This is a genomic window from Veillonella sp. CHU594 (genome assembly GCF_003992265.1).
Taxonomy (GTDB): domain Bacteria; phylum Bacillota; class Negativicutes; order Veillonellales; family Veillonellaceae; genus F0422.
Map to the genome: position 1 here is coordinate 212,558 of NZ_RQVB01000002.1, position 24,976 is coordinate 237,533.

17 protein-coding genes are annotated in these 24,976 nt (G+C 38.7%); 4 read left to right on the forward strand and 13 right to left on the reverse strand.

From position 1 onward, the window contains the following. Positions 1 to 56: 56 nt before the first annotated feature. The 6 genes from EO111_RS01430 to EO111_RS01455 all read right to left on the reverse strand — a co-directional run bounded on the left by EO111_RS01430 (position 57) and on the right by EO111_RS01455 (position 9,587). Positions 57 to 1,571 carry an ABC transporter substrate-binding protein gene (locus EO111_RS01430; RefSeq protein WP_127010279.1) on the reverse strand — a complete coding sequence of 505 codons (1,515 nt, stop codon included), beginning with the start codon at positions 1,569 to 1,571 and terminating at the stop codon, positions 57 to 59. A 396-nt stretch (positions 1,572 to 1,967) separates the two neighbouring features. Next, the gene (gene purB, locus EO111_RS01435) at positions 1,968 to 3,263 is read right to left on the reverse strand and encodes an adenylosuccinate lyase (RefSeq protein ID WP_127010281.1); all 1,296 of its coding nucleotides are present in this window, start codon (positions 3,261 to 3,263) and stop codon (positions 1,968 to 1,970) included. 376 nt (positions 3,264 to 3,639) lie between these two features. Beyond that, complete coding sequence (locus EO111_RS01440; RefSeq protein ID WP_127010283.1) at positions 3,640 to 4,983, reverse strand: MFS transporter; 1,344 nt, start codon at positions 4,981 to 4,983, stop codon at positions 3,640 to 3,642. Positions 4,984 to 5,663: 680 nt separating this feature from the next. Beyond that, a complete protein-coding gene (locus EO111_RS01445; protein ID WP_127010285.1) occupies positions 5,664 to 6,536 on the reverse strand; it encodes a 2-oxoacid:ferredoxin oxidoreductase subunit beta in 873 nt (290 codons plus the stop codon). Next, the gene (locus tag EO111_RS01450) at positions 6,536 to 8,287 is read right to left on the reverse strand and encodes a 2-oxoacid:acceptor oxidoreductase subunit alpha (RefSeq protein WP_009352980.1); all 1,752 of its coding nucleotides are present in this window, start codon (positions 8,285 to 8,287) and stop codon (positions 6,536 to 6,538) included. Before EO111_RS01450 ends, EO111_RS01445 begins: the two co-directional genes overlap by 1 nt. A gap of 604 nt (positions 8,288 to 8,891) precedes the next feature. Next, positions 8,892 to 9,587, reverse strand: coding sequence for a GntR family transcriptional regulator (locus EO111_RS01455; protein ID WP_009352927.1), 696 nt, complete (start codon positions 9,585 to 9,587; stop codon positions 8,892 to 8,894). Positions 9,588 to 9,779: 192 nt separating this feature from the next. On the opposite strand from EO111_RS01455, the gene EO111_RS01460 reads away from it, so the two are divergent. Beyond that, positions 9,780 to 10,724, forward strand: coding sequence for a diacylglycerol kinase family protein (locus EO111_RS01460; RefSeq protein ID WP_126940931.1), 945 nt, complete (start codon positions 9,780 to 9,782; stop codon positions 10,722 to 10,724). Positions 10,725 to 10,787: 63 nt separating this feature from the next. On the opposite strand, the gene EO111_RS01465 is transcribed toward EO111_RS01460, so the two are convergent. The 6 genes from EO111_RS01465 to EO111_RS01490 all read right to left on the reverse strand — a co-directional run bounded on the left by EO111_RS01465 (position 10,788) and on the right by EO111_RS01490 (position 17,846). Continuing rightward, positions 10,788 to 12,236 (reverse strand): glycosyl hydrolase family 28-related protein, encoded by a 1,449-nt coding sequence (locus tag EO111_RS01465; RefSeq protein WP_164727580.1) that lies wholly within the window; start codon positions 12,234 to 12,236, stop codon positions 10,788 to 10,790. 96 nt (positions 12,237 to 12,332) lie between these two features. Further along, positions 12,333 to 12,665: a hypothetical protein gene (locus tag EO111_RS01470; protein WP_127010289.1), complete on the reverse strand. Its 333-nt coding sequence runs from the start codon at positions 12,663 to 12,665 to the stop codon at positions 12,333 to 12,335. Next, positions 12,655 to 13,917 carry a DNA repair protein gene (locus EO111_RS01475; RefSeq protein WP_127010291.1) on the reverse strand — a complete coding sequence of 421 codons (1,263 nt, stop codon included), beginning with the start codon at positions 13,915 to 13,917 and terminating at the stop codon, positions 12,655 to 12,657. Before EO111_RS01475 ends, EO111_RS01470 begins: the two co-directional genes overlap by 11 nt. 380 nt (positions 13,918 to 14,297) lie before the next feature. Then, complete coding sequence (locus EO111_RS01480) at positions 14,298 to 15,170, reverse strand: CoB--CoM heterodisulfide reductase iron-sulfur subunit B family protein (RefSeq protein ID WP_062401127.1); 873 nt, start codon at positions 15,168 to 15,170, stop codon at positions 14,298 to 14,300. Then, on the reverse strand, positions 15,170 to 16,126 hold the full coding sequence (locus EO111_RS01485; RefSeq protein WP_062401129.1) for a succinate dehydrogenase/fumarate reductase iron-sulfur subunit: 957 nt from the start codon (positions 16,124 to 16,126) through the stop codon (positions 15,170 to 15,172). The genes EO111_RS01480 and EO111_RS01485 overlap by 1 nt, the downstream gene beginning before the upstream one ends. A 1-nt stretch (position 16,127) precedes the next feature. Then, positions 16,128 to 17,846 (reverse strand): FAD-binding protein, encoded by a 1,719-nt coding sequence (locus EO111_RS01490; protein ID WP_127010293.1) that lies wholly within the window; start codon positions 17,844 to 17,846, stop codon positions 16,128 to 16,130. A gap of 933 nt (positions 17,847 to 18,779) precedes the next feature. Here EO111_RS01490 and EO111_RS01495 point away from each other — a divergent pair. Beyond that, the gene (locus tag EO111_RS01495; protein ID WP_127010295.1) at positions 18,780 to 21,062 is read left to right on the forward strand and encodes a ribonucleoside-diphosphate reductase subunit alpha; all 2,283 of its coding nucleotides are present in this window, start codon (positions 18,780 to 18,782) and stop codon (positions 21,060 to 21,062) included. An 859-nt stretch (positions 21,063 to 21,921) separates the two neighbouring features. Beyond that, positions 21,922 to 23,130 carry an ATP-binding protein gene (locus EO111_RS01505; RefSeq protein ID WP_127010297.1) on the forward strand — a complete coding sequence of 403 codons (1,209 nt, stop codon included), beginning with the start codon at positions 21,922 to 21,924 and terminating at the stop codon, positions 23,128 to 23,130. Positions 23,131 to 23,249: 119 nt separating this feature from the next. Here EO111_RS01505 and EO111_RS01510 read toward each other — a convergent pair whose 3' ends face one another. Next, the gene (locus tag EO111_RS01510; RefSeq protein WP_127010299.1) at positions 23,250 to 23,450 is read right to left on the reverse strand and encodes a hypothetical protein; all 201 of its coding nucleotides are present in this window, start codon (positions 23,448 to 23,450) and stop codon (positions 23,250 to 23,252) included. A gap of 292 nt (positions 23,451 to 23,742) precedes the next feature. On the opposite strand from EO111_RS01510, the gene EO111_RS01515 reads away from it, so the two are divergent. Further along, the gene (locus EO111_RS01515) at positions 23,743 to 24,771 is read left to right on the forward strand and encodes a ribonucleotide-diphosphate reductase subunit beta (RefSeq protein ID WP_062401135.1); all 1,029 of its coding nucleotides are present in this window, start codon (positions 23,743 to 23,745) and stop codon (positions 24,769 to 24,771) included. Positions 24,772 to 24,976: the final 205 nt, after the last annotated feature.

Consider the following 24,976-nt stretch of genomic DNA (forward strand, 5'->3'; position numbering starts at 1 on the left):
TATAGTTTTACTTTTCTCATCGGCTAGGACATCATAAATACTATTTGCTTTCCTATTTAGTCAACAGTAACATCCTTCGTCATTAAATAATAATCAATTGGGAATGCTTGTGCATTATGAACGCGTTTGCTTGTTACCACAGAGGATACTGGGTAATACAAGAAGTAGGCCGCATTATCTTGAATTAAGATATTTTGGATTTCTTTTGTAATGTTACGACGTTCTTCTGCATCAAAGGTATTTGTCATTTTGTCCAACAATGCATCTACACGAGGGTTGGAGTAGCCACCACGATTAGCTTTCGTACCTGTTGCAAATAAAGCAGATAAGAAACGGAATGGGTCATTACTAGTTAAGGTAGACCAGTTATTTTCACCCATAGTTAAATTATCTGTAGCACCACCTAAGACATCATCAGCGCTTTGTACACGTTTTAACTCTACTTGTACGCCAGCAGCTTTTAAGTCAGATTGGATTTTTTCATAGGATACAGTATCTTTGCCCCATACACCCATTGTTAATTGCAATGGTTTACCATCTTTTGTATATACGTCACCTTCTTTTGTGTAACCAGCTTGTTTTAACAATTCATCTGCTTTTGCTAAATCTTGATGTTGTTTATTTGGCAAGCTATCAAAGCCTAAGTTAGCTGTTGGAGGGAATGTAGCACCACCAGGAATCGCACCATTACCCAATGCTTTTGCTAATCCTTCATAATCAATCATATAAGAGATTGCAGCACGAACCATAGTGTTTGCTAATGGAGAACCTTCTTTCATATTGATTTGTAGCATATGCGTACGAACACCAGCTACTTCTAACAAGTTGTAGTCTTTATTTTCAAATAAGCTACGGTTAGCACCGTCTACTTTTTGGATAATATCTACCTCTTTAGATTGTAATGCCATAGCACGTTTGCTGTGGTCTTCGATATTTTTAACAGTTAACGTATCTAAACCAGGTGTGCCACCCCAATATTCTTTATGTTGTTCTAGTTGAATTTCTTCTTGCTTCGTATGTTTCACAATTTTATAAGGACCTGTTAAGATTGGGGCATTTTCCATATCTTTTGTGTCCGCTACATCTACGATCACGAAAGCAGGTTCTGTTAAGTCTGCCAATAAATGCGCATTGGGCTCTGTTGTTTTGAAGATTAGGTTTTGACCATCCACAGTGATACTTTCAATTTTGATGGCATCTTTAGATCGTTTGCTGTTAGCAATAGTTCTTTCGATAGATGCTTTCACCATATCTGGAGTCATCACAACGCCATTATGGAATTTTACATTTTCACGAATATGGAATTTCCAAGTCATTGGGTCAACATTTTCCCAAGAGTCTGCCAATTGTGGTTGGAATGTCATATCTTTATCTACTGTCGCCAATGTTTCACCGGCACCAATACGAGTCAATGTCCATGCATCCCATTCATGCGTTGGATCCAAAGTTTCCCCAAACCAGAATAAACCTAAGCCTGCATGCTTGCCACTTTTACTAGTGTCTGAACCGCATCCAGCCAATACGCCTAGGGCAACAACTAAGGTCATTGCTAGCACTAACCAACGTTTCATAGTTCCTCCTTTTACACATGCTTACCATCTTGTAAGGCATCACTAATGTGATAACACAACGGTGATAAAAATCCACCTTTCTATAAACTCTATCTTCTAGTATATAGGGTGAGACCTCTATTTGTAAATATACCAACTATGAAATTAATGCATAACTATTCCTTTTTCATAAATGATAGAGTGTTCATTTATATATATTTACAGGTATTTTTGCGAAAGCAATATATAAACTTTATTCATTCTAATTACGTTAGTATGCATTTATAATGTTATGCAGGACGCAAAAAAGGACGGCGGCAACCGTCCTTTTTTGTTTGACAACATGCTCGAGTTATCAATCCTTAGTACCTAAGCTTATTATATACCAAATATCCTCAAAATACAAAACATCCCTTATTATAGTCCAAAACGAGCCATAATAGTATCTACATGACGTAACAATGGTGTTGGATCAAAGCAAGCATCAATTTCTTCAGGGCTTAAATACTTAGTAATCTCTGGGTCAGATTTTAATCCTGTGGCAAAGTCTTTTCCTTCCAACCAACGAGCCATAGCATGACGTTGTACCCAACGATAGGCTTCATCACGAACAGCCCCTTTATCCACCAAATGTGTTAAAATCGTTTGGCTAAATACAAGACCACCTGTTAAGTTCAAGTTTTTCATCATATTTTCAGGGTATACTAACAATTTATCTACTGTACGTGTAGCTAGATGAATCATGTAATCCAATGTAATCGTTGCATCTGGTAAAATCACACGTTCTACAGAGCTATGAGAAATATCTCGCTCGTGCCATAAGGCTTGGTCTTCAAATGCCGCTTGTGCATGACCACGCAATACACGCGCTAAGCCACAGATTCTTTCACAAGTAATTGGATTACGTTTGTGAGGCATCGCAGAAGAACCTTTTTGTTTCGGACTGAAATACTCTTCCGCTTCACGCACTTCTGTACGTTGTAAGTGACGAATTTCCAAAGCGATACGATCCAAGGTGCCACCGATAACAGCAATCATAGACAACAATTCAGCATGACGGTCACGAGATACTACTTGTGTCGCTACTTTCACAGGTTCCAAGCCCAATTTTTCACATACATATTGTTCCACAAATGGATCGATATTAGAGTACGTGCCCACAGCACCAGATAATTTACCTACCGCTACAGACTGACGAGCTTGTTCTAAACGAGCAATGTCGCGATCAATCTCGGACATCCAATTCACCAATTTGATACCAAATGTAATCGGCTCTCCATGAATACCGTGCGTACGACCAATCATCGGCGTGTATTTAAACTCTACCGCACGGCGAGCCAACACATCACGGAAATTACGCAACCCTTTTAACAATAAATCACAGGCTTGTTTCATCATGTATCCTAATGCTGTATCTTTTACATCTGTGGACGTTAAGCCAAGATGAATGTATTTTGCAAACTCAGGACCTACATATTCGCCCACCGCAGTGACGAAGGAAATGATGTCATGATTTGTTTCCCGTTCAATTTCACGAATCCGTTCTACTTGAAAGTCACCTTTCTCACGAATCGCTACCGCCGCTTCCTTCGGGATAATACCCAATTCTGCCTGCGCTTCAGATGCCAAAATTTCAACTAATAACATCGTATCGAACTCATTCCGTTCACTCCAAATATGTCCCATCTCTTCACGAGTGTAGCGATTAATCATTCCTTAACTCCTTTATCTAATCCATTTTCTTATAGAAATATATTTACTATCTATTATGAAAGTCATACCTCACAGGGCATTCTATATTACCTTATCATTATACAAAAATCAGGGGCAACTGTCAGCTATTAGTTAACAGTTCAACAATTATTAAGTGGTTGTCAACTAATAGTTTACAACCACTCAGCAACAGAAAGCACATTCTCAATTCTCTAAATATATCAGACTAGTGCATCACAAGAACCTCTACATCACTTCTAAAAACTGACCTACATGAAAGTTTTTAGAAGCAATACGACTATTCTAAGGAAATATATTAATTGGGCAACAAAATTTTTATAGCACCCAAGCGAACTGTCAACCAACAGTTGACAGTTCACTTACGCATATTACGCATCCCCGCTGGGATAGTCCCTACTAAACAAATCACTCCAAACACAAGTAATGCAACAATACTATTATATTCCATCATTTGTAGTGCTGTTCTTCCTTCTATGGTGTAGGCTAGGATAATTCCAATCAAAGCCATACTCAAGGTTTGTCCTAATAGGCGTACTGTGGAAATCGTAGAAGAGGCAAAGCCAATGTACGTTTTCGGTACAGAACTCATAATTAGATTATTGTTCGGTGGCGCAAAGCAACTCACTCCGATACCTACGATGGCTAAGCTTATCATGATAATTGCCATACTTTCAGTGAAAGTACCATAGGCCATGCTAAGCAATCCTAAGCCGATGAGCACCATCCCCCATCTAGCAAATTGGGATGGATTGTATCGATCAGATAAAGCACCCATACGAGGCGCTAAAAATACCATAATTCCAGTTTGTATGCATAAAATCAATCCGGTCATACGAGAATCAAAGCCCATTATCATTTGTAAAAACAAGGATAATACAAATCCTACGCCAAAAGTGGCGCTAAAGTTCATCATGGCAGCCACACTAGACATAGTAAATCCTAGATTCGACACAAATATCCTAACTGGAATGAGCGGATCCTTACTATGCCATTCTACATATCCTAACACGCTTAATGCCACCAATCCTACTACAAAAGCATAGACACTCCACCAAAATCGAACCCATTCGGTAATACCAATCATCACTGCACTGATACCCAAGGCGTATAAAAGTAAACTTCTCGTAGAAATACTACTATCTGGTGTATGTACCCATTCCTCATGCAAAGAGCGAAAAGCCATCACATTTGCAACAACACCTAGTAAGGTAGTAAACACAAAAATACTGCGCCAACTATAATAATAATTTAGAAATCCACCTACGGCCGGCCCCAAGGATAATCCCAAATAGACCATACCTCCGATCATACCAAATGCATAACCGCGCCGTTCTAATGGTACTGATAAAGTTAAAATAGACATAGACGTAGTATATACAACCCCTAAGGCAATTCCTTGCAAGGCTCGATACACCGTCAGCATCTCTACTGAGTCAACAAAGCACATAAACCCAGATATCATCGTAAATACAATACTACCTATATAAAATAGCTTGCGCTTTCCATAGATGTCCGCTAGCTTACCAGCAGGAATCACCGCCACCGTACAGCACAGTAAAAAAGATTCCACCACCCATGCCATATCATTCGTAGTAGCCCCAAACTCTTGCATCATATCTGGAAAAGACATCGTGAGAGAACTCGATACAAAGGGATTTAAAAACGCCGCTATCATCATTGTATATAAAACAGATTTCATCTAATTATCACTCCTCATTTCTAATGTACTCACATTATAGCAACATAAATGAAATTTTGAAAGTAAGCGAAACCTACAAACAATACTATTCTATGAACTGAGCCTATTTCGTCAATTCCCCCAAGTAAGAGTTTAATATTCTTATGACATCAAACCTGACTTATGCTATACTAGAGATACAAGTTGATTAAGTTCCATTGGGACGACGAAACCTCACAGTTGCAGCTGTGGGGTTTCTGCTTTTTTTAGATGACAATTCTTTCTAAGCATGATATAATTTAGTTGACAACAAGTTGACTAGTTCCATGGGAACAACAAACCCCCACAGCGGCTACTGTGGGGGTTCTGCTTTTTAAAGAGAGCTACCTCTAGATTGGGTTAGTTACCTTTAAACCATCTGTCTAACCACTTGCAGAAATATTGACTGATTATTCCTGCCATAACAGAGATTAACAAGTTGACTAGTATCTCCATGAATCCACCCCCTTCCTGTTACCAGTATCGGGGAGGTAACATCTACAGTATAGCAAAAATTCACAAACTATAAAACAACATATCTCCTCTCGGAGTATTATATGCAAAAGAAAAGCCGTATAACTTCAAGAAAACTTTCGCGTAGGGCAGTTTTCTGAAGTTGTACGGCTTTTCACCACACTTCATATCCTAGAGATATGTCGTTTCTACTTAAACTCGTTGCAAAGAGCTGCAAACATGTCTGCATCTGGTTTCACCACGTCATGTACTAATGCACGAGCATGTGGACCACCGTTGGCAGCATATAATGCTTGTTCAAAGGATGGTTTTGTTGTATCTTGATAAATCAAGCCTGTTACAAGTCCATTTGTTTCACCTAATGTAGCGAATGCTTGTGCACGGTTTGTTGGATCGTAACCTTCTGGCAAGTTTACTAGATTATCTTTAAAGTAATCATAGCCATTTTGTTTATTGTACGTTACGCAAGGGCTGAACACGTTAATGAAAGAGAATCCTTCGTGTTGCATACCTTGTTTAATTAAATCCACCAATTGTGCACGGTTTACCATGTAACTTTGTGCTACGAAAGTAGCACCAGAAGCAATGGCTGTTTCACAGATTGGCAATGGACTTTCAAAAGAACCATGTGGAGACGTTTTTGTCACAAAACCCACGTCAGAACGAGGAGATGTTTGGCCTTTTGTCAAACCATATACATGGTTATCCATAACCACATACGTAATATTTACATTACGTTTGAACGCATGGATCGTATGACCCATACCGATAGCGAAGGCATCACCGTCACCACCGCAAACCACAACGTTCATATCTTCATTTGCTAATTTCACACCTTGTGCATAAGGAAGTGCACGACCATGTGTTGTATGCGCACCATAGGCATAGAAGTAACCACCGATACGGCTAGAACAACCGATACCAGAGATAACAGCCAATTTTTCAGGCGCAATATCAAGAGCAGCTACTGCATCAGCGATGGCTGCTTGTACCCCATAATGACCACAACCTGGGCACCAGTTAGGGCGGATATCATTTCTATATTCATTTGCTGTAGCCATTATAAAACCTCCTTAATTGCCGCTTTTACATAAGATGTTGTAAATGGATTACCATCATATTTTAAGCAACTAGAAAGTTTTTCTTTATTCGGCATGTTGATGCGGAATAAGTTAGTCAATTGACCTGTAGCATTTTGTTCGCAGATCACAACTTTTTTAGCACTGTTATAGAATGGTAGCAATTGTTCTTTCGGGAATGGTTTAATCAAGCGAAGTTGTAAATGGTTCACTTTATGGCCTTCTGCCTCTAATTCCACTACAGCTTCTTCAATAGCACCACGGCTAGAGTTAATACCGATGACAAGAACATCTGCTTCCTCATGTTTTGCATTGTTTAAGAATGGTTCATATACATCTGCTACTGTAGATAATTTACGGAAACGTTTATCTGTTTGTGCCACGTGCATAGAAGGTGCTTCTGCTGGTTTACCTTCTTCGTTATGCTCTAGACCAGTAGACAAGAATAGACCATTTTTCATACCTGGGATAGTACGAGGGGAAATACCACTTTCAGTAATTTCAAAACGTTTGAAATACTTAGGATTTTCCAATGCTGGCAATTCTTCTTCTTTCATTAAATTACCACGTTCAATACCAACACGGTTCAAATCAAATGTTGGTACAGATTGTTTATTCAAGCCTTGTTGTAAATCAGGCATGAAAATAACTGGACATTGGTATTGTTCTGCCAAGTTGAAGGCATGTTGAATTTCGTAGAAACATTCTTCAATGCTTGTAGGTGCGATAACGATATTGGAATAATCGCCATGCGCATTGTAGCAAGCTGCATCGATATCGGATGTTTCTACTTTTGTAGCCATGCCTGTAGATGGGCCAGAACGTTGTACATCGATGATAAGCATTGGCAATTCAGCCATAGATGCCATGGATAAAGACTCCGCCATCAAGCTCAAGCCAGGGCCAGATGTACATGTAAAGCCACGAACACCAGCGTATACACCACCCATAGCCATCATACATGCCGCAATCTCATCTTCTGTTTGTACCACAGTAGAACCAACTTTATCCATTTTCTTAATCATGTATTCCATTACTTCAGAAGCCGGTGTAATTGGGTAGGACGCCATAAAACGGGATCCCGCTGCAATCGCACCTAATGCTAAGGCTTCATTACCAAGTAAGAACATTTGATCTTTTGGTGTTGGTTTGTCCAATGTATCTACTTCTACATCACCCAATTGTTCTTTTACAAGATCATAACCCAATTGGAATGCTTGTAAGTTTTTGTTAATAATATCTTCGGATTTTTTCGCAAAGCGAGCTTTAATGGCTGTTAAGAATAATTCTGTTTCAAAGCCTAATAAGGCAACAGACATCCCCAATGCTACGATGTTACGCATCAACAAGGAACCTTGTTGTAATGCCGTTTCAGAAATTGGCAAGGCCAAACAAGTCACACCTGTGCCTGTGAAAGCTTCAAAATTAGGATTTACTTTGCTATCGCAAATGATAAAGCCACCTTCACGTACTTCTTTACCGTGCATATCTACAGTTTCTTGGTCAAGCGCTACCAAGAAATCGATATGCTCGCCTACTGTCATAATTTGTTCTAATGCGATACGTAATGCAAATGTTGTATGACCACCTTTGATACGAGATGCAAACAAACGTTGGCTGTACAAGGAATAACCTTCTTTGGCAAGAATCGTAGCTAAAATTTCGCCACAGCTTTCAATACCTTCACCTTGCTGACCGCCCATTTTCCAGATAAAATCTTTACGTTTTTGCAAGAGATTCACCCTCCTTAGGATTGTAATATAGGACCACAGAAAGACTGTTATTTATTAAGTGTTTTCGATACACATCAATCTCTCAAAGTTCATCTTTAATAATAGCATTTTTACCGTTTTTCATCAATCATATTCCCTATATTTATAAACTATTTTTGCGCCACTTAAAGACTATTTATACATCTATTTTCTAAACATATATAATACTCTCTATATATAGACATTCCCTATAAGCAAAAAAATACAAAAACCTCGGCCAAGAGAATACAGCCGAGGTCTTTGTATTTGAGAAAAAAGAGAGAGAACATTTGAAATAGCTTCAAATGTTTTGTTGGGGCAATGGGGGGCGCCCCTTCGGTAAAAGTAGGGTCTTTTACCTGGGAAGGTATAAGATAAACCCTTCCCTATTGTAAGTTAGGTAGATAAAGAGAGAGATCTTTATCTAGCAAAGGTAGTGTGAACCCTTTGCCTGAGTTATTATAGCAAATGATACTTTAAAAGTAAACACATGAACCATAAATTTAAAGCTTTTTTATATATTTTTTACATATAACATTATAAAATATTTATATTATAGCCTATTAATATTCTTTCAATAGGATATTTACTTCTCTTTCTGTTTTGCCAATAACTCTGCATGAGCCTTTTTAAATACAAACGCATTCCGTACATGAGCTCGCATTCGTTCTTCTGCCAGCTGTCCATTGCGATCATGGATAGCTTCCATAATTTGTTGATGTTCTAGGTCACAAGAGATTGTTCGAGTTTTATCTGATGTACTGATGTACATATCGCGATTGACCATTTCCCGAAAATCTGCTAGATAATCTGCTACACGATCATTTCCAGAAAATTCTGCAATTAACGTATGAAAGCGACTATTAATAGCCACCCGTTCTTCTGGATCTTCCGTGTGAATCCCTGCATCACACACTTCTTGTAACTCTACTAGTTGCTCCTCTGTGCATCGTTCTGCACAAAGTCTAGCACCCAAGCCTTCCATTACTTCACGACATTGATACATGGCTACAATCTCTTCTGGAGAATAACCTTTTACCGTCACACCTTTCCATGGCTTGATAACCACCAAATTATCTTTCGCTAATTTACGAAATGCTTCACGTACCGGTGTGGCACTCACATTTAATTGCTCTGCAATACGCACTTCACTTAATTTCATTTTTGGCTTTAAAGAACCCGTTAAAATGGCTTGCTTTAGCGACATATATACTTGCTCACTCAACGGCAGTCGCCCAATTGAGTCAATACTATGCAAACGATACTCTTCCGTCTTATCCATCAAATCCCCCTCCAGGATGTTACTTTTCTATATTTTCACCTAGTCTGGCATACGTAACACATTTCTTTCATTATACGTGAAGTAGGTCCTAAAAATCAATGAAATCTACAGAAACAACCCTTTCCCACAATTAAATTTCCTATGCTATAATAGTAATAACTACTATATTTATGTTTAACATAGGAATCAACCATGAGTCGTTGTCTAATTATTATAAACCCTGTATCAGGTGGCGGTCGGGCTCGCCGATACGTAATGGAACTACAATGGCAACTAAGCGCGCTCTTTGATCGCTTAGAAGTAAAATTTACCCGACAATCCGGCGACGCCACCCGCTTCGCCATCGAAGCCTCCAACGAAGGGTTCGATGCTATCTTTTGTATGGGCGGTGATGGCACCATCAATGAAACTGTCAATGGTATTGTGAAAGCTGGCTGTCGCTCTAAATTCGGTTTCATTCCCCTTGGCACTGTCAATGATATGAGCCGTGCTTTGGGCATCCCCTTACAACCATTAGAAGCTATTCACGGCTTAAAAAATAGTACTATCCGCCATGTCGATGTAGGTCGTTGTAACGATTCGTTTTTTTGCAACAATATCGCCATTGGGGTCATCCCTGAGGTTGTGGCCTCCGTCACGCCAAAAGAAAAACAATTACTGGGCCCCTTAGCCTACTTTGCCAAAGGTGGACAAGCTTTATTTACAACCAAGGATTATAAATTCCGCATCACTACCGAAGAAGGGACCCAAGAATTTATGTCCCCATTGGTCATCGCCTTATTGACCAATGTGGTATCTAGCTTTGAACATTTTATGCCTACTGCTTCCGTAGATGATGGGTATATGCGTATTATTATTTTCAAAGAATACTTCATCATGAACCTATTCTTCATCTTGCCACTCATTCTAAGTGGTTCTATTTATAATTCAAAATATGTAACCATATTAAAAGTCAAACAAGCTCGCATCGAAGTGTGTGACACCATGGATGCGTCCACCAATATGGATGGCGATATCGGACCTGATGCACCAGTAGACTTAGAAGTATTGCCTAAGTTTTTACAGGTCTACGTACCTAATAAGCGTCGCAAAAAAACACAGGGATTATTCTACAATCCATTACAAAAACAAATCTAATCTCAAGAAATAAAACACTTACAATAAAGGAGAGTTGATACATCAACTCTCCTTTATTATTTGTTAATTTAGAGGCTCTACAGTAGTATGAATCCATTCTGTAGGACTATTTCGTCTGTTTCCTATATCTACTTGTTGTGCAATCCCTCGCAGTTGAGTATCTCGTACCACAATATCACGAATGCCGCCTCCTATGGTTGTAGTCTCACGAACACGCATAGCAAGTAGTACATCTTCCATAGTCAACCCTTGTAAATACATATGTTGAATCCAAGTATTTCCTGTATTAGCAAAAACAATGCCTACACGACTATGACGAATCTGTAAATTGTACGCATTCCACTGCTCCGTTACACTGGATCCTACAGGGTGTCCTGCTAATACCACAATCCCTTGTTGCATACGTTCCATCACAAGATTCTGTGTCAGTAACCCTACACCATCCCAATGTAAGCCATCACCACTGTGTCTACCTTCCATACGCACCTCTTGGATGCTTAGTTGATCCACTTGTGTGGCCTCCACCATATGAGCTGATGCATTTTTTAACACCGTATTTTTCAGAAAAATATCCTTACCATGATGGATAACCACTAAAGAAGACCGTGTAGAATTACCTTTTTCATAACTAGCCCCTCTACGCATAGCAGCTTGTACTTCCGACTTACTTAACAAACCAGTATGATCAAGCACATCTTGCGTCACTGCATCCGCTTCAGGTGTATTCTCCTCTTGTAAAAGGTCTTCTTTCCATCCATATCCATCAATAGTACCACCACGAATGACAACGTTTTCGATAGGTCCTTGCTCATCGCCTTCTAACTGTAAAAGTCCTAAATATGGCGTACCTCCTGTCACCACATAATTAGGTTTCACAAAGGCAGAGCTATTATTAACCGCCATCAGTACAGCATCCTCATCTAATTCTAAGGTCATATAACTGTGCAAGAATAGCGTTCCTGTGAGATATACACCTTTACTAATATGTAAGATACCTCCCGCTGGGGTATCACGTATCGCTTTTTGTAACGCTAACGTATTGTCCGTTATTCCATCTCCTACTGCGCCATAGGCGGTAGCCTCTAAACGCGGTTCTTGAGGTAATGTTTTGACTGGTATCTTGGAAGAATCAGACAAGGTAGAGCCCGTATCATCTACAGCTTTTACTTGCACTAAGTATACTGTATCAGATTCTAGTCCCTTCAACTCTATTCTAGGAATGATAGATACGCCCTTTGCACTAGGACGAATTTCTTTCACTTTTTCTTGATTAACGTAAATATCATACCCCGCCAATCTGTCATCATTCACTGGATTCCACGCTAAGGAAATCGTGGTACTAGTTATGCCTAACTTAGGGATTTGCAATTCAAAATCGCCTGCTTCTATCACATATTTCGTCACCGGCGTTGTATATTTCACATACATATTCCAGCCTAATCCTAGCAAAGCCAAGATTAGACTCAATCCTATGGCCCACCACCCATAGGTTCTATATCGCTTTTGTTTCATTATGTCCATCCTGTTCTCATGTATTCACTATGGCTCGCATATCTAACACATAGCGTATATGTACCATTCTACATGATTTACAAAAATGGTCAATACTCAACCGATAGTAGTAACTCGCATAATATGAGACATTGGTACAAGCACATCTCCTACCGTCATCATTCGATACACTGTATCAATCTGTTGTAATCGCCCTTGCACCGTATCATACGCTCGCCCATTATGATAAACTACACTGACTACATTCCCTATCACTAGTCCCTTACACTGTGCATCCAATACTTCCAATTGCTCCTCTGAAAGTTCTTTACGATTCTCTTTATATCGTGCAGTTTCCTCCAATAACTCTTGAAATCCCTTCAAGGCAGCAAAGGGCATAAATTGTTTAGCCCTCTGTAACAATGTCATCTTTGGTCGTTTATGTTGCATTATGTCCTCCCACCAAGGTATTACGAAACTGCATGGTCCCCTCTTCTTGCAAACTGCTAGCACGAAGTATAGAATTACCTCCAAATTTTTCCTTAATCGACAATACGGTCCGTTCCACTTGGTATGCTTTTTCTTCCCTATCCTGAAACGTAGAAAACAAATCTTCTTCCCAAGGTACGGCCTCACGACTGACCAAATCATCAAACCCCACCGATAACTGCCGAATCTCTTGATGAGGGTGAGTAGTTTTTTTATACAGTTCCAATACTGCCTGTGAAAGTACCTCTAAGGAGCACGTATACTTCGATAACCGTCTTGATCCACCGGTACCTTTCACCTTTTTATCTGCATACCGCACCCCTAAGGAAATATATTTTGTCAGCGCTTCCTCTGCAATCAATTCCAACAATAAAGATTCCACCATCTCCCGAAGAGGCACAAGACACTCCTCGTAGGAATAATTCCTCAGCAAAATTTGCCCTCTCGACAAAGAGTGTTTCGCTGGTCGGTACATATGGATCTCTTTCATAGTGCATGTCTCACGCCCCCAAGCATGGTCAATGAGCAGCTCTGCATTAATCCCAAATTCCTTATACCAGCGTTCCTCAGGCACCGTCGTAATACCATGCAAATCCACTACGCCATACTTATGTAACCGGCTTGCGATTCCCCTTCCGATTTGCCAAATATCTGTAATCGGTTGATGATGCCATATTTTTTCTTTAAATAGCTTCTCATTAAGAATACCAATTCCCTGTGGCGCATGCTTGGCCAACACATCGAGAGCTACCTTAGCTAAAAATAAATTAGTTCCTAATCCAACTGTAGCATGAATATGAGTCTGTTCTAATACCTTATATTTGAAGAGCAATGCTAGTTCTCGCCATGTTTTCTTATACAATCGACTATAGGGAGTCACATCAATAAAATACTCATCAATAGAGTACACATGAATATCTTCTGGTGCCACATAGTCCAATAAGACGCCATAAATAGAGGCAGATACTTCCATATATCGTCGCATCCTAGGCTTTACTGCCATATACTCAATAGTAGAGGGAATCTCAAACAATCGACATCGGTTCTTGACGCCTAATTGCTTTAATGCCGGAGAAATAGCTAATGTAATCGCTCCTAGCCCACGTGATGCATCGGCCACAACTAATGGAGTTGTAAAGGGATCTACCCCCAAATCTGCACACTCCACAGAAGCATAAAAACTCTTCAAATCTAAACACATATACACTGCCATACTATCCCTCCTCCACACTAGTATAGTAGCATATTTGTTCTATTTTTTCAATATATATGTTCGGTATATTAATCTTACAATAGTATAGTAATTTACTATATTTTAAAAAGATTACTACACAATATGCCCTGTATTTGACTTGGTTTACCACTAGGAAATGCATCTCATTATATCCGACCTCAACGTTTTTAAAACAACTTTAACATGCAACGAAGCTAGTATTTAACTAGGATCGCCTCTATTAAAACAAACTCATTTTGTCCTATAAGCCACAGTTAGACATGTACAATTACAATATAAGGCTTCCATGAGCACGCAAAAAACAGGTTGCCCCGAGGGACAACCTGTTGTAAGTTTGTGTAATACGATTGTATTTCTGATTATAAGAAACGGTTCAAGGAAGCAGTGCTTGCCAAGTGACGATCTGTCATACCCATTTCTGCTGGAGTGCAACCCAATGCAAGGCCAATTAATTGGCTCATGTGGATGATAGGCATATCACCATTCATTGGAACAGTTGCTTTTGCTTCTTTTTGGAACATATCCAATTGCATTTGGCAAAGTGGGCATGGTGTTACGACACAATCAGCACCTTCTTTTTGCGCATCAGCATTGATAGAACCAGTCATTTGCATTACAGAATCATGTGCAGGATATACTGCATGGAAACCACAGCAATCTAATTTACGGGAGAAATCGATTGGAGTAGCACCTAATGCTGTAATCAAATCTGCCAAGCTTGTTGGGATTTGCATATCTTCGAAGCCCATTTCTTCTTCTGGACGAAGGATATGGCAACCATAATATTCAGCAACACGAAGACCAGTCAATGGACGAACCACTTTTGCTTTCAAATTATCTAAACCATATTCGCGGATAAGTACCCACAAGAAATGTGTTACTTCGCTAGTACCTTTGTAGCTCATACCAGCTTCGCCAAGAATGTTATTAACTTTTTGGCGAGTTACTTCATGGTCATCAAGCTCTTTTTTAGCTTCACGAAGCATTAAAGTACAAGTGTTACAAACTGTAAGAATATCTAAGCCTTCTTTTTCAGCTAACGCAATGTTACGAGCATTAGTGGAAAGAGTCAATAATGGATCGATATCTTGAACATGAGATGCGCCGCAGCAAGTCCATCCATCTAATTCTTGGATTTCGATACCTAATTTTTTCGCTACTGCAACGGTTGCTAAGTAGTCTTCTTTAGATGCGCCTTCTAATACGCAACCTGGGAAAAATCCGTATTTCATTATTTTCCAGCCTCCTCTACTGCACGACCGATTGTACGAACACCTTCAATACCATTCACTGGTTTATGAGGAACTACCAATTCGAATGGATTGATTTTGCCATGTTTCCATAAACGAAGAGCGTATAGACCTTGTTTTGCGGAATCCAATAATCCGTCTGTTTTCAAGCTCATTGTTACTTCGTTTAGGCGACCAGTTTTTAACAAGTCTTGTTTGAACGCGATAGCATGACGAGTACCTTTATTGGACAAGCCTGCTTGTGTCGCTACACGGCGAAGGTTGGAAATATCTTTTTCTGGTTTCAAATGTTTTGGACAACGAGTGATACAGTTCATACAATGTACACATTTCCACAAGCCATGATTGAAAGCTGGTGTAGTATGCGCCATTGGGGACACATCACGGGAATCCATTACAAAACGATTAGCTTTTGTATATACATATGGATCCAAGAAGTCTTCACGGTTAGCAGACAATTTATTACATTCGGAAGCACAGCATCCGCAAAGGATACATTCTGTGTTCATAACGAATTTTTTGAAGTCTGCAGCAGATTGGCGTGTACCAGTTTTAGTAGTGAATTCTGGTTTTACGAAAATCCAAGGAGCTACTTCTTTCAAGCGGCTAACTTTTGCTTCCCAGTCAACTACTAAGTCACGGATTACATCAAAGTTACCGATTGGAGCTACTGTGATTTCATCAGAACCGAAACGTTCTGTAATTTCATCAATTTTAGCTTCACAACCAAGCATAGCTTGACCGTTAACTTTCACGGAGCAAGCGCCACATACTGCAGAACGGCAAGCTGCTACGAAAGTTAATGTTGGATCTAATGTATCTTTAATTTTTTGTAAGCCCCAAAGGATAGTACGGTCTGCTTCATAATCGAAAGTATAAGACTGTACATACGCGCGGCCTTCGTTAAAGCGGTGGATATGATAAGTAATTTGTCTCATCTTAGTACTTCCTTTCTTGTGGTTCGTATTTAGTGAACACTACATCGCGTTCGGACATTACGTATTCGCCATTTTCGCCAAGTTTCCAAATAGCGTGTTTTAAGTATTGGGAATCATCACGTTTAGGGAATTCTTCACGAACGTGAGCACCACGAGATTCTTTACGATGTAAAGCGCCCAAAGCGATAGCTTTCGCAACTGTCAACATAGATTTGATTTCTACGTAGTTTACGAATGCCATATTGTAAGTACGGTTAGAGTCACCTACATAGCAAGTTTCATATTCTTCTGTCAAACGATCGATCACTTCAAGAGCTTCTGTGATACCTGCTTCATTACGGAAGATACCTACTTTATTCCACATAGCTACTGCCAATTCATCACGAATTTCAGCTACTGGACGACCAGAAGTACGGGATGTAACTTCAACGAATTTAGCTTCCCATTCTTCAGCTTTTGCTTTTAATTCAGCATCGCAATCTGCGAATGCGCTAGCTTGTGCATAATCAGCAGCGCCCGCACCGGATACTTTACCGAACACAACGCCGTCTGCCAAAGAGTTACCACCTAAACGGTTAGCACCATGAATAGAGATACAAGATGCTTCACCAGATGCGAAGATACCAGGAACTTCTGTAGCACAAGTTTTGTAGTCTACTACGTCGATACCACCCATGATGTAATGGCAAGTAGGACGAATTGGCACTGGATCAGTTAAAGGATCGCAATGTTCAAAGCAAAGAGCCAAGTCACGGATACCATGAAGTTTTTCGATGATAACTTCAGGTCCTAAATGACGAAGGTCAGCTACTACGTATGCATCAAGGCCAGAACCATTGAAACCACGACCAGCTGCGATTTCATCTTCGATTGCTTTTGCTACAACGTCACGAGACGCTAATTCCATTTTGTTAGGAGCGTATTTTTTCATGAAACGTTCGCCCTCAACGTTTAACAAGTATCCGCCTTCACCACGAACAGCTTCGGACATCAAGATACCAGTTTTACCAAGACCAGTTGGATGGAATTGAATCATTTCCATATCTTTTAAGCCTACACCAGCGCGGAAAGCTACTGCCATGCCGTCACCAGTAGAAAGGAATGGGTTAGTTGTACGAGTCCAGAATACACGGCCAGCACCACCAGTGGATAATACGATGGATTTAGCTTTGATAATTTCTACTTTACCTTTTTTCATATTCCAGATAATAGCACCACCAGCTTTACCGTCTTTTACAACGATATCTAATAGGTACCATTCTTGTAAGAAATGTACGCCTTCTTTAAGACATTGTTCATATGTTGTATGAAGAATTACGTGACCAGTTTTATCCGCACTGTAGCATGTACGTGGATAGGATTGTCCACCAAAGTTACGTTGTGCGATTTTGCCTTCGTCTGTACGAGAGAAAGGAGTTCCCATGAAATCCATTTCTAATACGCCTTCTGGGCAACGTTGACAGAAGAATTCGATAGCATCTTGGTCGCCAAGATAGTCAGAACCTTTTACAGTATCGAATGTGTGAACTTCTGTAGAGTCTTCTTTTGCTACGTTATTTAACGCCGCATTAACACCACCTTGTGCCATTGCTGTGGCAGAACGTGTTGGGAAAATTTTTGTGATTAATGCTACACGCAAGCCATCACGTCGTGCAGCTTCTAGAGCAGCTCGTTGGCCTGCTCCACCACTACCTACTACGAGAACATCATATTGTTCCATACGTACCTCCTCAAAAAACACTTGTCTTATTTTGAACTATACCTCTTACATACTGTTCTTAAAATAAGGAACTATGTTTAACTGCATATATGACTGATATATGCATCAATCTATAGCCTTATTATATACGGTATTCCAAAGTGTTACAATTGTCACAGCAGCCCTTAAAAACCCTCTTTTTACAAGGGATTAAGCGGTTTTGATAACGCTTTTCACAGGTTTTAAGTAAGCATTTAACAATATACTATTTTCAAGGTAATTCTCATTCAATTTATACTTATACAGTGTACTTTTATCTTTTCCCCCAACTATCTTGTTATTACACAATTTTTTAGGTTATATAATTTTTTGTCATTATTAAAAGTTTCTTTAGAAATAATTTCCTCTTACTATTTCTAAAATTACTCATTTTTATTATGTGATAGTTTTTCTCATAATTTATTTTCTTTCTTTTATATATTTATTTTGCATTATTAAAATTACTAAAACTCATATTACAATATATTGATTTTTATCACACCTCGACTACAAGTCATATCTATTTTTTTCCATTTTCTTTTTCTGAAAGTACCCACTACAAACTATCTTATACAAAAACGACGAAATTTTTCATTCTCTTTATTTTGTAAAGTATCTTTTCCTCATTATGGTATGCATTTTTGACATGCTGAGGGCGTTGTGAAAAAATGACTGATATAGTATAATTTTAGAAGATGTTGTGCCAAAGCACTTTATCTCTATACAATATATTGATATTGAGTCCGTGTGAAAACATATCTATGCACTCTCATTTGCGATTCGTAAATGGGAGGCCTTTTATGGTCAAGGCCTAATACATTATGTTAACCGGATATGCTTTCACATATATTCAATATATGTGGATAATTTTTACAACAGGTACAAAAACTACATCGTCAGAAAAAGGAGACTCTCATGAGCATTATGATCAAGAAACGGGATGGCCATTATGAGCCATTGTCGGTAGAAAAAACGAAGAAAATGGTTGCCTTTGCTTGTTTAGGCTTAGACTCTTGTGACCCTATCGAGCTTGAAATGGACTGTAAATTGCAGTTCGTGGACGGCATGACTACGAAACAAATTCAACAAACTCTTGTTCAAACTGCCATCGAGAAAGTCATCCAAAAGGTAGATGATGGTTTCGGTAACATGGTGAACCGTATGAACCAAGACTGGCAATTCGTGGCAGCTCGTCTATACTTGTTCGATTTATACAAAGAAGCTGCTATTAACCGTAAATACAAGGCCTTTGGGTATGGTAACTTCACTGATTTAGTAAAAACCTTAGTTGCTGCTGGCCGTTATGCAGACTTTTTCTTAACACAATATACAGAAGCTGAGTTAGAAGAACTAGGCGATTATATCAAGCCAAAACGTGACTACTTATTTAACTACGAAGGTATTAAATTATTGGCAGACCGCTATCTAGTGAAAGGCTTCAACAAAGAAATTTACGAACTTCCACAAGAGCGTTTCATGGCTATCGCTATGCATTTAGCTGTCATCGAAGGGGACAAAAAAGTCTACTACGCTAAAAAATTCTATGATTTGATGAGTGAATTAAAAATGACTACAGCTACACCAACATTGGCGAATGCTGGTACACCATTCCATCAATTGAGTTCTTGCTTTATTTCTGGTGTAGAAGATAATCTATGGTCCATTTACGATGTGAATGCAAAGTTCTCCCGTGTGTCTAAGCATGGTGGCGCTCTTGGTATTTATCTTGGTAAAGTACGTGCCTTGAACTCTGACATTCGTGGCTATAAAAATTCTTCTGGCGGTGTCATCCCTTGGATTCGTTTATACAATGATACTGCCGTTGCCGTAGACCAGTTAGGAAAACGCAAAGGCGGTGCTACAGTAACACTTGACGTGTGGCACAAAGATTTCTACGAATTTGTTGAACTTCGTACGAACAATGGTGACGATCGCCGTAAGGCACACGACATTTTCCCTGCTCTATCTGTACCAGATATTTTCATGGAACGTGTTATCAATCGTGAGCACTTCACTTTATTCGATCCACATGAAGTATCTCGTGTGATGGGCTTCCAATTAGAAGACTATTACGATGACGATACGAATAAAGCATTCACGGAAAAATATTTAGCTTGTGAAGCTAGCCCAGATTTACACGGCATCGAAGTCAGTGCTTTAGACATGATGAAAAAAATTATGCGTTCTGCTGTAGAAACTGGTACACCTTTCATCTTCTTCCGAGATACGACGAACCGTGCGAACCCTAATAAACATGCGGGTATGATTTATGCTTCCAATTTATGTCATGAAATCGCACAAAACGTTGGTTTCACCGATTTAGATGAAGAAATTATCCAAGACGATGGTTCCATTGTGACTCGTACAAAAGCAGGGGACATGGTAACCTGTAATTTGAACTCTATCAACCTAGGTCAAACCTCTGACGAAGAATTGGAAGAAAATATCGCCTTACAAGTTCGTATGTTAGACAACGTTATTACTATCAACCAATTCCCTGTGCCTGAAACACGGGTAACAAGTGAAAAATATCGCGCTATCGGCCTTGGCACTAGCGGTTACCACCACTACTTGGTGAAACATAAAGTACAATGGGAAAGCGATGAGCATTTGGCTGTAGCTGACACATTGTTTGAAAATATTGCCTACGCTGCCATCAAGGCATCCATGGAATTAGCGAAAGAAAAAGGTGCTTACCCTGCTTTCAAAGGTTCTCAATGGGAAACGGGGGAATATTTTGAACGCCGTGGATATACCTCTGAAAGATGGCAACAACTGCGAGCAGATGTGGCAAAATACGGTATCCGTAACGGTTACTTAATGGCTATCGCTCCAACAGGCAGTACATCCAACATTGCTAATACCACAGCTGGTATCGATCCTATCTTCAAAAAATTCTTCATTGAAGAGAAAAAAGGTAGCTTTACACCTAAAACAGCACCTGATTTGAGCAACGAAACTATGTGGTTCTACAAAGAAGCCCACACGATTGATCAACAATGGTCTATCAAAGCGTGCGGTATCCGCCAACGCCATATCGACCAAGCACAGTCTTTCAACTTGTATATTACGCCACAAATGAAAGCAAAAGAAATTCTAGATTTATATGTGGAAGCGTATAAACAAGGTATTAAGACAATTTACTATATCCGTAACCAATCCTTAGAAATGGATGAATGCACTAGCTGTTCCTCCTAATCTTTGGTGGGGTTAAACCTGATACATATAAGAGCACGGCATGCTCCTCACAAACGGCATTTCATGATGTTTGTTCGGGGCACACTGTGCTCTTTTGGTATGTCTATAGTATTGTCCTAGTGACCAACTTAATTTGCTAGACACTATCTGGCAAATTGGATATAACAAATAAAAGTTCCTTATATTTTGCAAATTCTATCTTGAAAATCCCTTACCATATTCTCTTGTTAGTTTCTTTGATAATTCTATTATTAACTGTTTTCTAAACGTGTCGAATTGCACACGGTTAAAGTTTCTATCATTAAACTATTCTCAGTAAGTTTTCAGCCTCAAGAACATACCTAGATTTGATACAGTGGGTAAATAAACTTAAAATCGATGAAAAATTAGTCATCATTTATAGGTATGTTTGTATTCTGTTAGTAACTATGGTATACTTGACTTACAAACAAGAAGAGTCTTCAACGTGTGGTGGCGTTAGGCTCATCTCAAAAAAATGATGAAATGAAATGGCCTAACGTGTTGAGGTGGTGAGATACCTCTTTACGTTAGGCGTTTTCATTATTTATATAAAGCAATAATGTTAACTACTAATGATAAAATAGAAATGATCAAGCTGATTGTTTCATATTTCGTCATAGTATCACCTCCTCCCATAATAGGAAGAGATGAGCCCAACTCACGTTGATGACTCTTCTATGGATTTCGTTTATAATCAAAACCAAATTCTCTCCCACCCTTTCGAGTATAATCGAATTGATATGCGCAATCTGTAATACTTTCGACCATACTCGAAATAATTATTGGAATCTTTAATTGTTTCGAGTATAATAGAATCAATGAAAGTGAGGTATTAGCTATGGAATATATTAAACGTCCTAAGTACTTAACCCAAATAGAACCATTCATTGATAAGCCTGTAATTAAAATTCTCACAGGTATGCGCCGTGTTGGAAAGTCTACTTTATTAACGATAATTAAAGACACTATCTTACAAGAAGTGCCTGATGAACGTAAAGTTTATATTAACTTTGAATCCTTAGAATTTTTAGAGATAAACAATGCCACATTATTGGCAAAATATCTCATAGAAACAACAAAGCACTTGGATGGGAAGCTTTACTATTTCTTTGACGAGATACAGTTAGTGGAAGATTGGGAAAAAGTTGTAAATGGTCTACGTGTTGATAAAGATTGCGACATCTATATTACTGGTTCCAACTCCACCTTAATCTCTGGCGAACTTGCTACCCTTCTTGCTGGCAGATATGTAGAATTTGAAATACAGCCGTTTACATTTGATGAGTTTGTAGAAGTATTCCAAGAAAAACAGCTTAGTAAGGAAGAGCTATTCACTAAGTTCATCCAATTAGGTGGTATGCCTACCTTAAAATACTTTAACTTAGAAGAAAATAGTAGTTATAAATATCTAAATGATGTGTATCATACGGTTTTGATCAAAGACGTGTTGACACACAATAAAATTCGCGATGTAGATATTTTCAATCGAATCCTATCATTTACTATACAAAATATAGGGTCCCCCGTTTCTGCAACTAGTATTAAAAAATATTTAAAGAGCGAGCATCGGGATGTTTCCATTGATACTATACTGAATTATTTAGACTATTGTCAGCAAGCTTTCATCCTGAAAAAAGTGCCTAGATTCGATACGGTCGGTAAAAAGAATCTTAAAATCGATGAAAAATATTACCTTACAGACCATGGATTTCGGGCTGCCAAAGGGTATTCTAATACGAAAGATATTGAAAGAACCCTGGAAAATATCATATATATTGAGCTGATATCTAGAGGATATACCGTAGAAATTGGGAAGGTAAAGGATATGGAAATCGACTTTATTGCTACGAAGGATAAAGAACGAATATACTATCAAGTGTCCTATCTTATGGAAACAGAAGCTACACGACAACGTGAATTTGGCGTCTATGCGCATGTACAAGATAATTACCCTAAGTTTGTTCTCTCCATGGATACCATTGACTTTAGCCAAGATGGAATCGTTCACAAACATGTGATTGATTTTTTGTTGGAAAACAGTTTATAAATGTATAAATGCTATCATAAGAATGTACAGAAATGATGATATAAGACTGTACTAAATGAATAGCCCCCACATTCTAATATAAAGTATACAAAAGCACAGGGCTCGCGTCCCTGTGCTTTTTATATACCATATTTCTTCATAAAAAATGCATCTACTTCATCTATACTATAGGTTTTATCATTCTTTAACGAATCTATTCCTTTTTGCAATTCCCTATCCAATTCTTCCTTCAACAAACTGGCTAAAGATACTAATGTATTTCGTTTATTTTCTTTCCGTACCTCCTGTGTCTTTTTAGACACACGACCTACATTCTCCATACATATATACCTCCCTTTTTTCATTTCATTAACGATTTTATTTTTCTAATACCTCTAATAAATACGGATACACTATTGTTTTAACTTTTATCTAATATCATTATATATTGCTATATCCAAATTCACAACGCTCTACCTATTAATCATCCCTCCCCCTATCTTTTTAGTATGCATTTTTAGTATAATAGGAGGTAGTTTATATCTACAGACCTATGAAAGCATGTATTCTATCCAGGCTTTCATAATAATTCATAAATATATTGTTATTATAGATAAGGTAGGAGTTACTTTCATGGAAAAGAAACTGATTTTTAATGAACATGGCGACCGTGGCACACAAAGTATGGTGGGCGGTAATACGACGAATTTACGGGAATGGAATCGTATTAAGTACGATTGGGCGAATACATTGTATCGCACGATGCTGAACAATTTCTGGATTCCTGAAGAAATTTCTTTGAACGAAGATATTAAGCAATTCCCTTATTTAACGGACAGCGAACGCCGTGCCTTCGACAAAATTATTTCTTTCTTGAACTTCTTGGACTCCATTCAAAGCGAGAACTTGCCAAACTTGAGCCGTTATATTACGGCATCCGAAGTGGCTTCTTTATTGAATATCCAAGCCTTCCAAGAAGAAATTCACGCTCAATCCTATTCTTACATTTTAGATACGGTAACGAATCCAATTACTCGTGACCGCATTTATGATGAGTGGCGTACAGATGAACATTTACTAGCTCGTAACCGCTTCATCGCTGACATTTACCAACGTTTTAGCGATGAACCATCAGAGCACAATTTGATTCGCACTATCATGGCAAACTACATTTTAGAAGGCATCTATTTCTACTCCGGATTTAGCTTCTTCTACACATTGGCTCGCCAAGGTAAAATGACCGCAACTTCCACGATCTTTAAATACATCAATCGCGATGAAGTGACTCACTTAGTATTGTTCCAAAACATTATCCGTGAGCTTCGCATCGAACGCCCTGAACTATTCACTCCTGAACTAGAGGCTGAATTGACACAAATGCTTCACGAAGGTACAGAAAATGAAATCGCTTGGGGTCAATACATTACAGATGACAAAATCCTTGGCATCAACAACACATTGATCGAGCGCTATATCAAATACTTAGCAAACCAACGTGCTGATTCCATCGGCTTGCAACCGTTATATCCAGAAATCAAAGAAAATCCTATGGCTTGGATTGAAAGTTTCTCCAACTTGAATAGCACGAAAACTGACTTCTTTGAAGCAAAAGTTACAAACTATACAAAAGCAGCAGCATTTGATTTCGATGATTTGGAATAAGAATGCCTGTAAGGTTATATACATAAAAGCTACACGTAGATACATTCTACTGTGTAGCTTTTTGTTTTCTCGATTGGTATGTAATTTAAAGAGCTTTATGATTTAACTATCCTAGATTGTAACTAATGATAGATATATCATATTAATTTAAAATAGGAATGAAAGTTAGCACTAGCTATACATAACTAGTGCTAATTTTCTTATA

Excerpts from the sequence above, each read along its gene's own strand:
- EO111_RS01430 (WP_127010279.1), bottom strand. The coding sequence starts at position 1,571 with ATGAAACGTTGGTTAGTGCTAGCAATGACCTTAGTTGTTGCCCTAGGC.
- purB (WP_127010281.1), bottom strand. The coding sequence starts at position 3,263 with ATGATTAATCGCTACACTCGTGAAGAGATGGGACATATTTGGAGTGAA.
- EO111_RS01440 (WP_127010283.1), bottom strand. The coding sequence starts at position 4,983 with ATGAAATCTGTTTTATATACAATGATGATAGCGGCGTTTTTAAATCCC.
- EO111_RS01445 (WP_127010285.1), bottom strand. The coding sequence starts at position 6,536 with ATGGCTACAGCAAATGAATATAGAAATGATATCCGCCCTAACTGGTGC.
- EO111_RS01455 (WP_009352927.1), bottom strand. The coding sequence starts at position 9,587 with ATGGATAAGACGGAAGAGTATCGTTTGCATAGTATTGACTCAATTGGG.
- EO111_RS01460 (WP_126940931.1), top strand. The coding sequence starts at position 9,780 with ATGAGTCGTTGTCTAATTATTATAAACCCTGTATCAGGTGGCGGTCGG.
- EO111_RS01465 (WP_164727580.1), bottom strand. The coding sequence starts at position 12,236 with ATGAAACAAAAGCGATATAGAACCTATGGGTGGTGGGCCATAGGATTG.
- EO111_RS01470 (WP_127010289.1), bottom strand. The coding sequence starts at position 12,665 with ATGCAACATAAACGACCAAAGATGACATTGTTACAGAGGGCTAAACAA.
- EO111_RS01475 (WP_127010291.1), bottom strand. The coding sequence starts at position 13,917 with ATGGCAGTGTATATGTGTTTAGATTTGAAGAGTTTTTATGCTTCTGTG.
- EO111_RS01480 (WP_062401127.1), bottom strand. The coding sequence starts at position 15,170 with ATGAAATACGGATTTTTCCCAGGTTGCGTATTAGAAGGCGCATCTAAA.
- EO111_RS01485 (WP_062401129.1), bottom strand. The coding sequence starts at position 16,126 with ATGAGACAAATTACTTATCATATCCACCGCTTTAACGAAGGCCGCGCG.
- EO111_RS01490 (WP_127010293.1), bottom strand. The coding sequence starts at position 17,846 with ATGGAACAATATGATGTTCTCGTAGTAGGTAGTGGTGGAGCAGGCCAA.
- EO111_RS01495 (WP_127010295.1), top strand. The coding sequence starts at position 18,780 with ATGAGCATTATGATCAAGAAACGGGATGGCCATTATGAGCCATTGTCG.
- EO111_RS01505 (WP_127010297.1), top strand. The coding sequence starts at position 21,922 with ATGGAATATATTAAACGTCCTAAGTACTTAACCCAAATAGAACCATTC.
- EO111_RS01510 (WP_127010299.1), bottom strand. The coding sequence starts at position 23,450 with ATGGAGAATGTAGGTCGTGTGTCTAAAAAGACACAGGAGGTACGGAAA.
- EO111_RS01515 (WP_062401135.1), top strand. The coding sequence starts at position 23,743 with ATGGAAAAGAAACTGATTTTTAATGAACATGGCGACCGTGGCACACAA.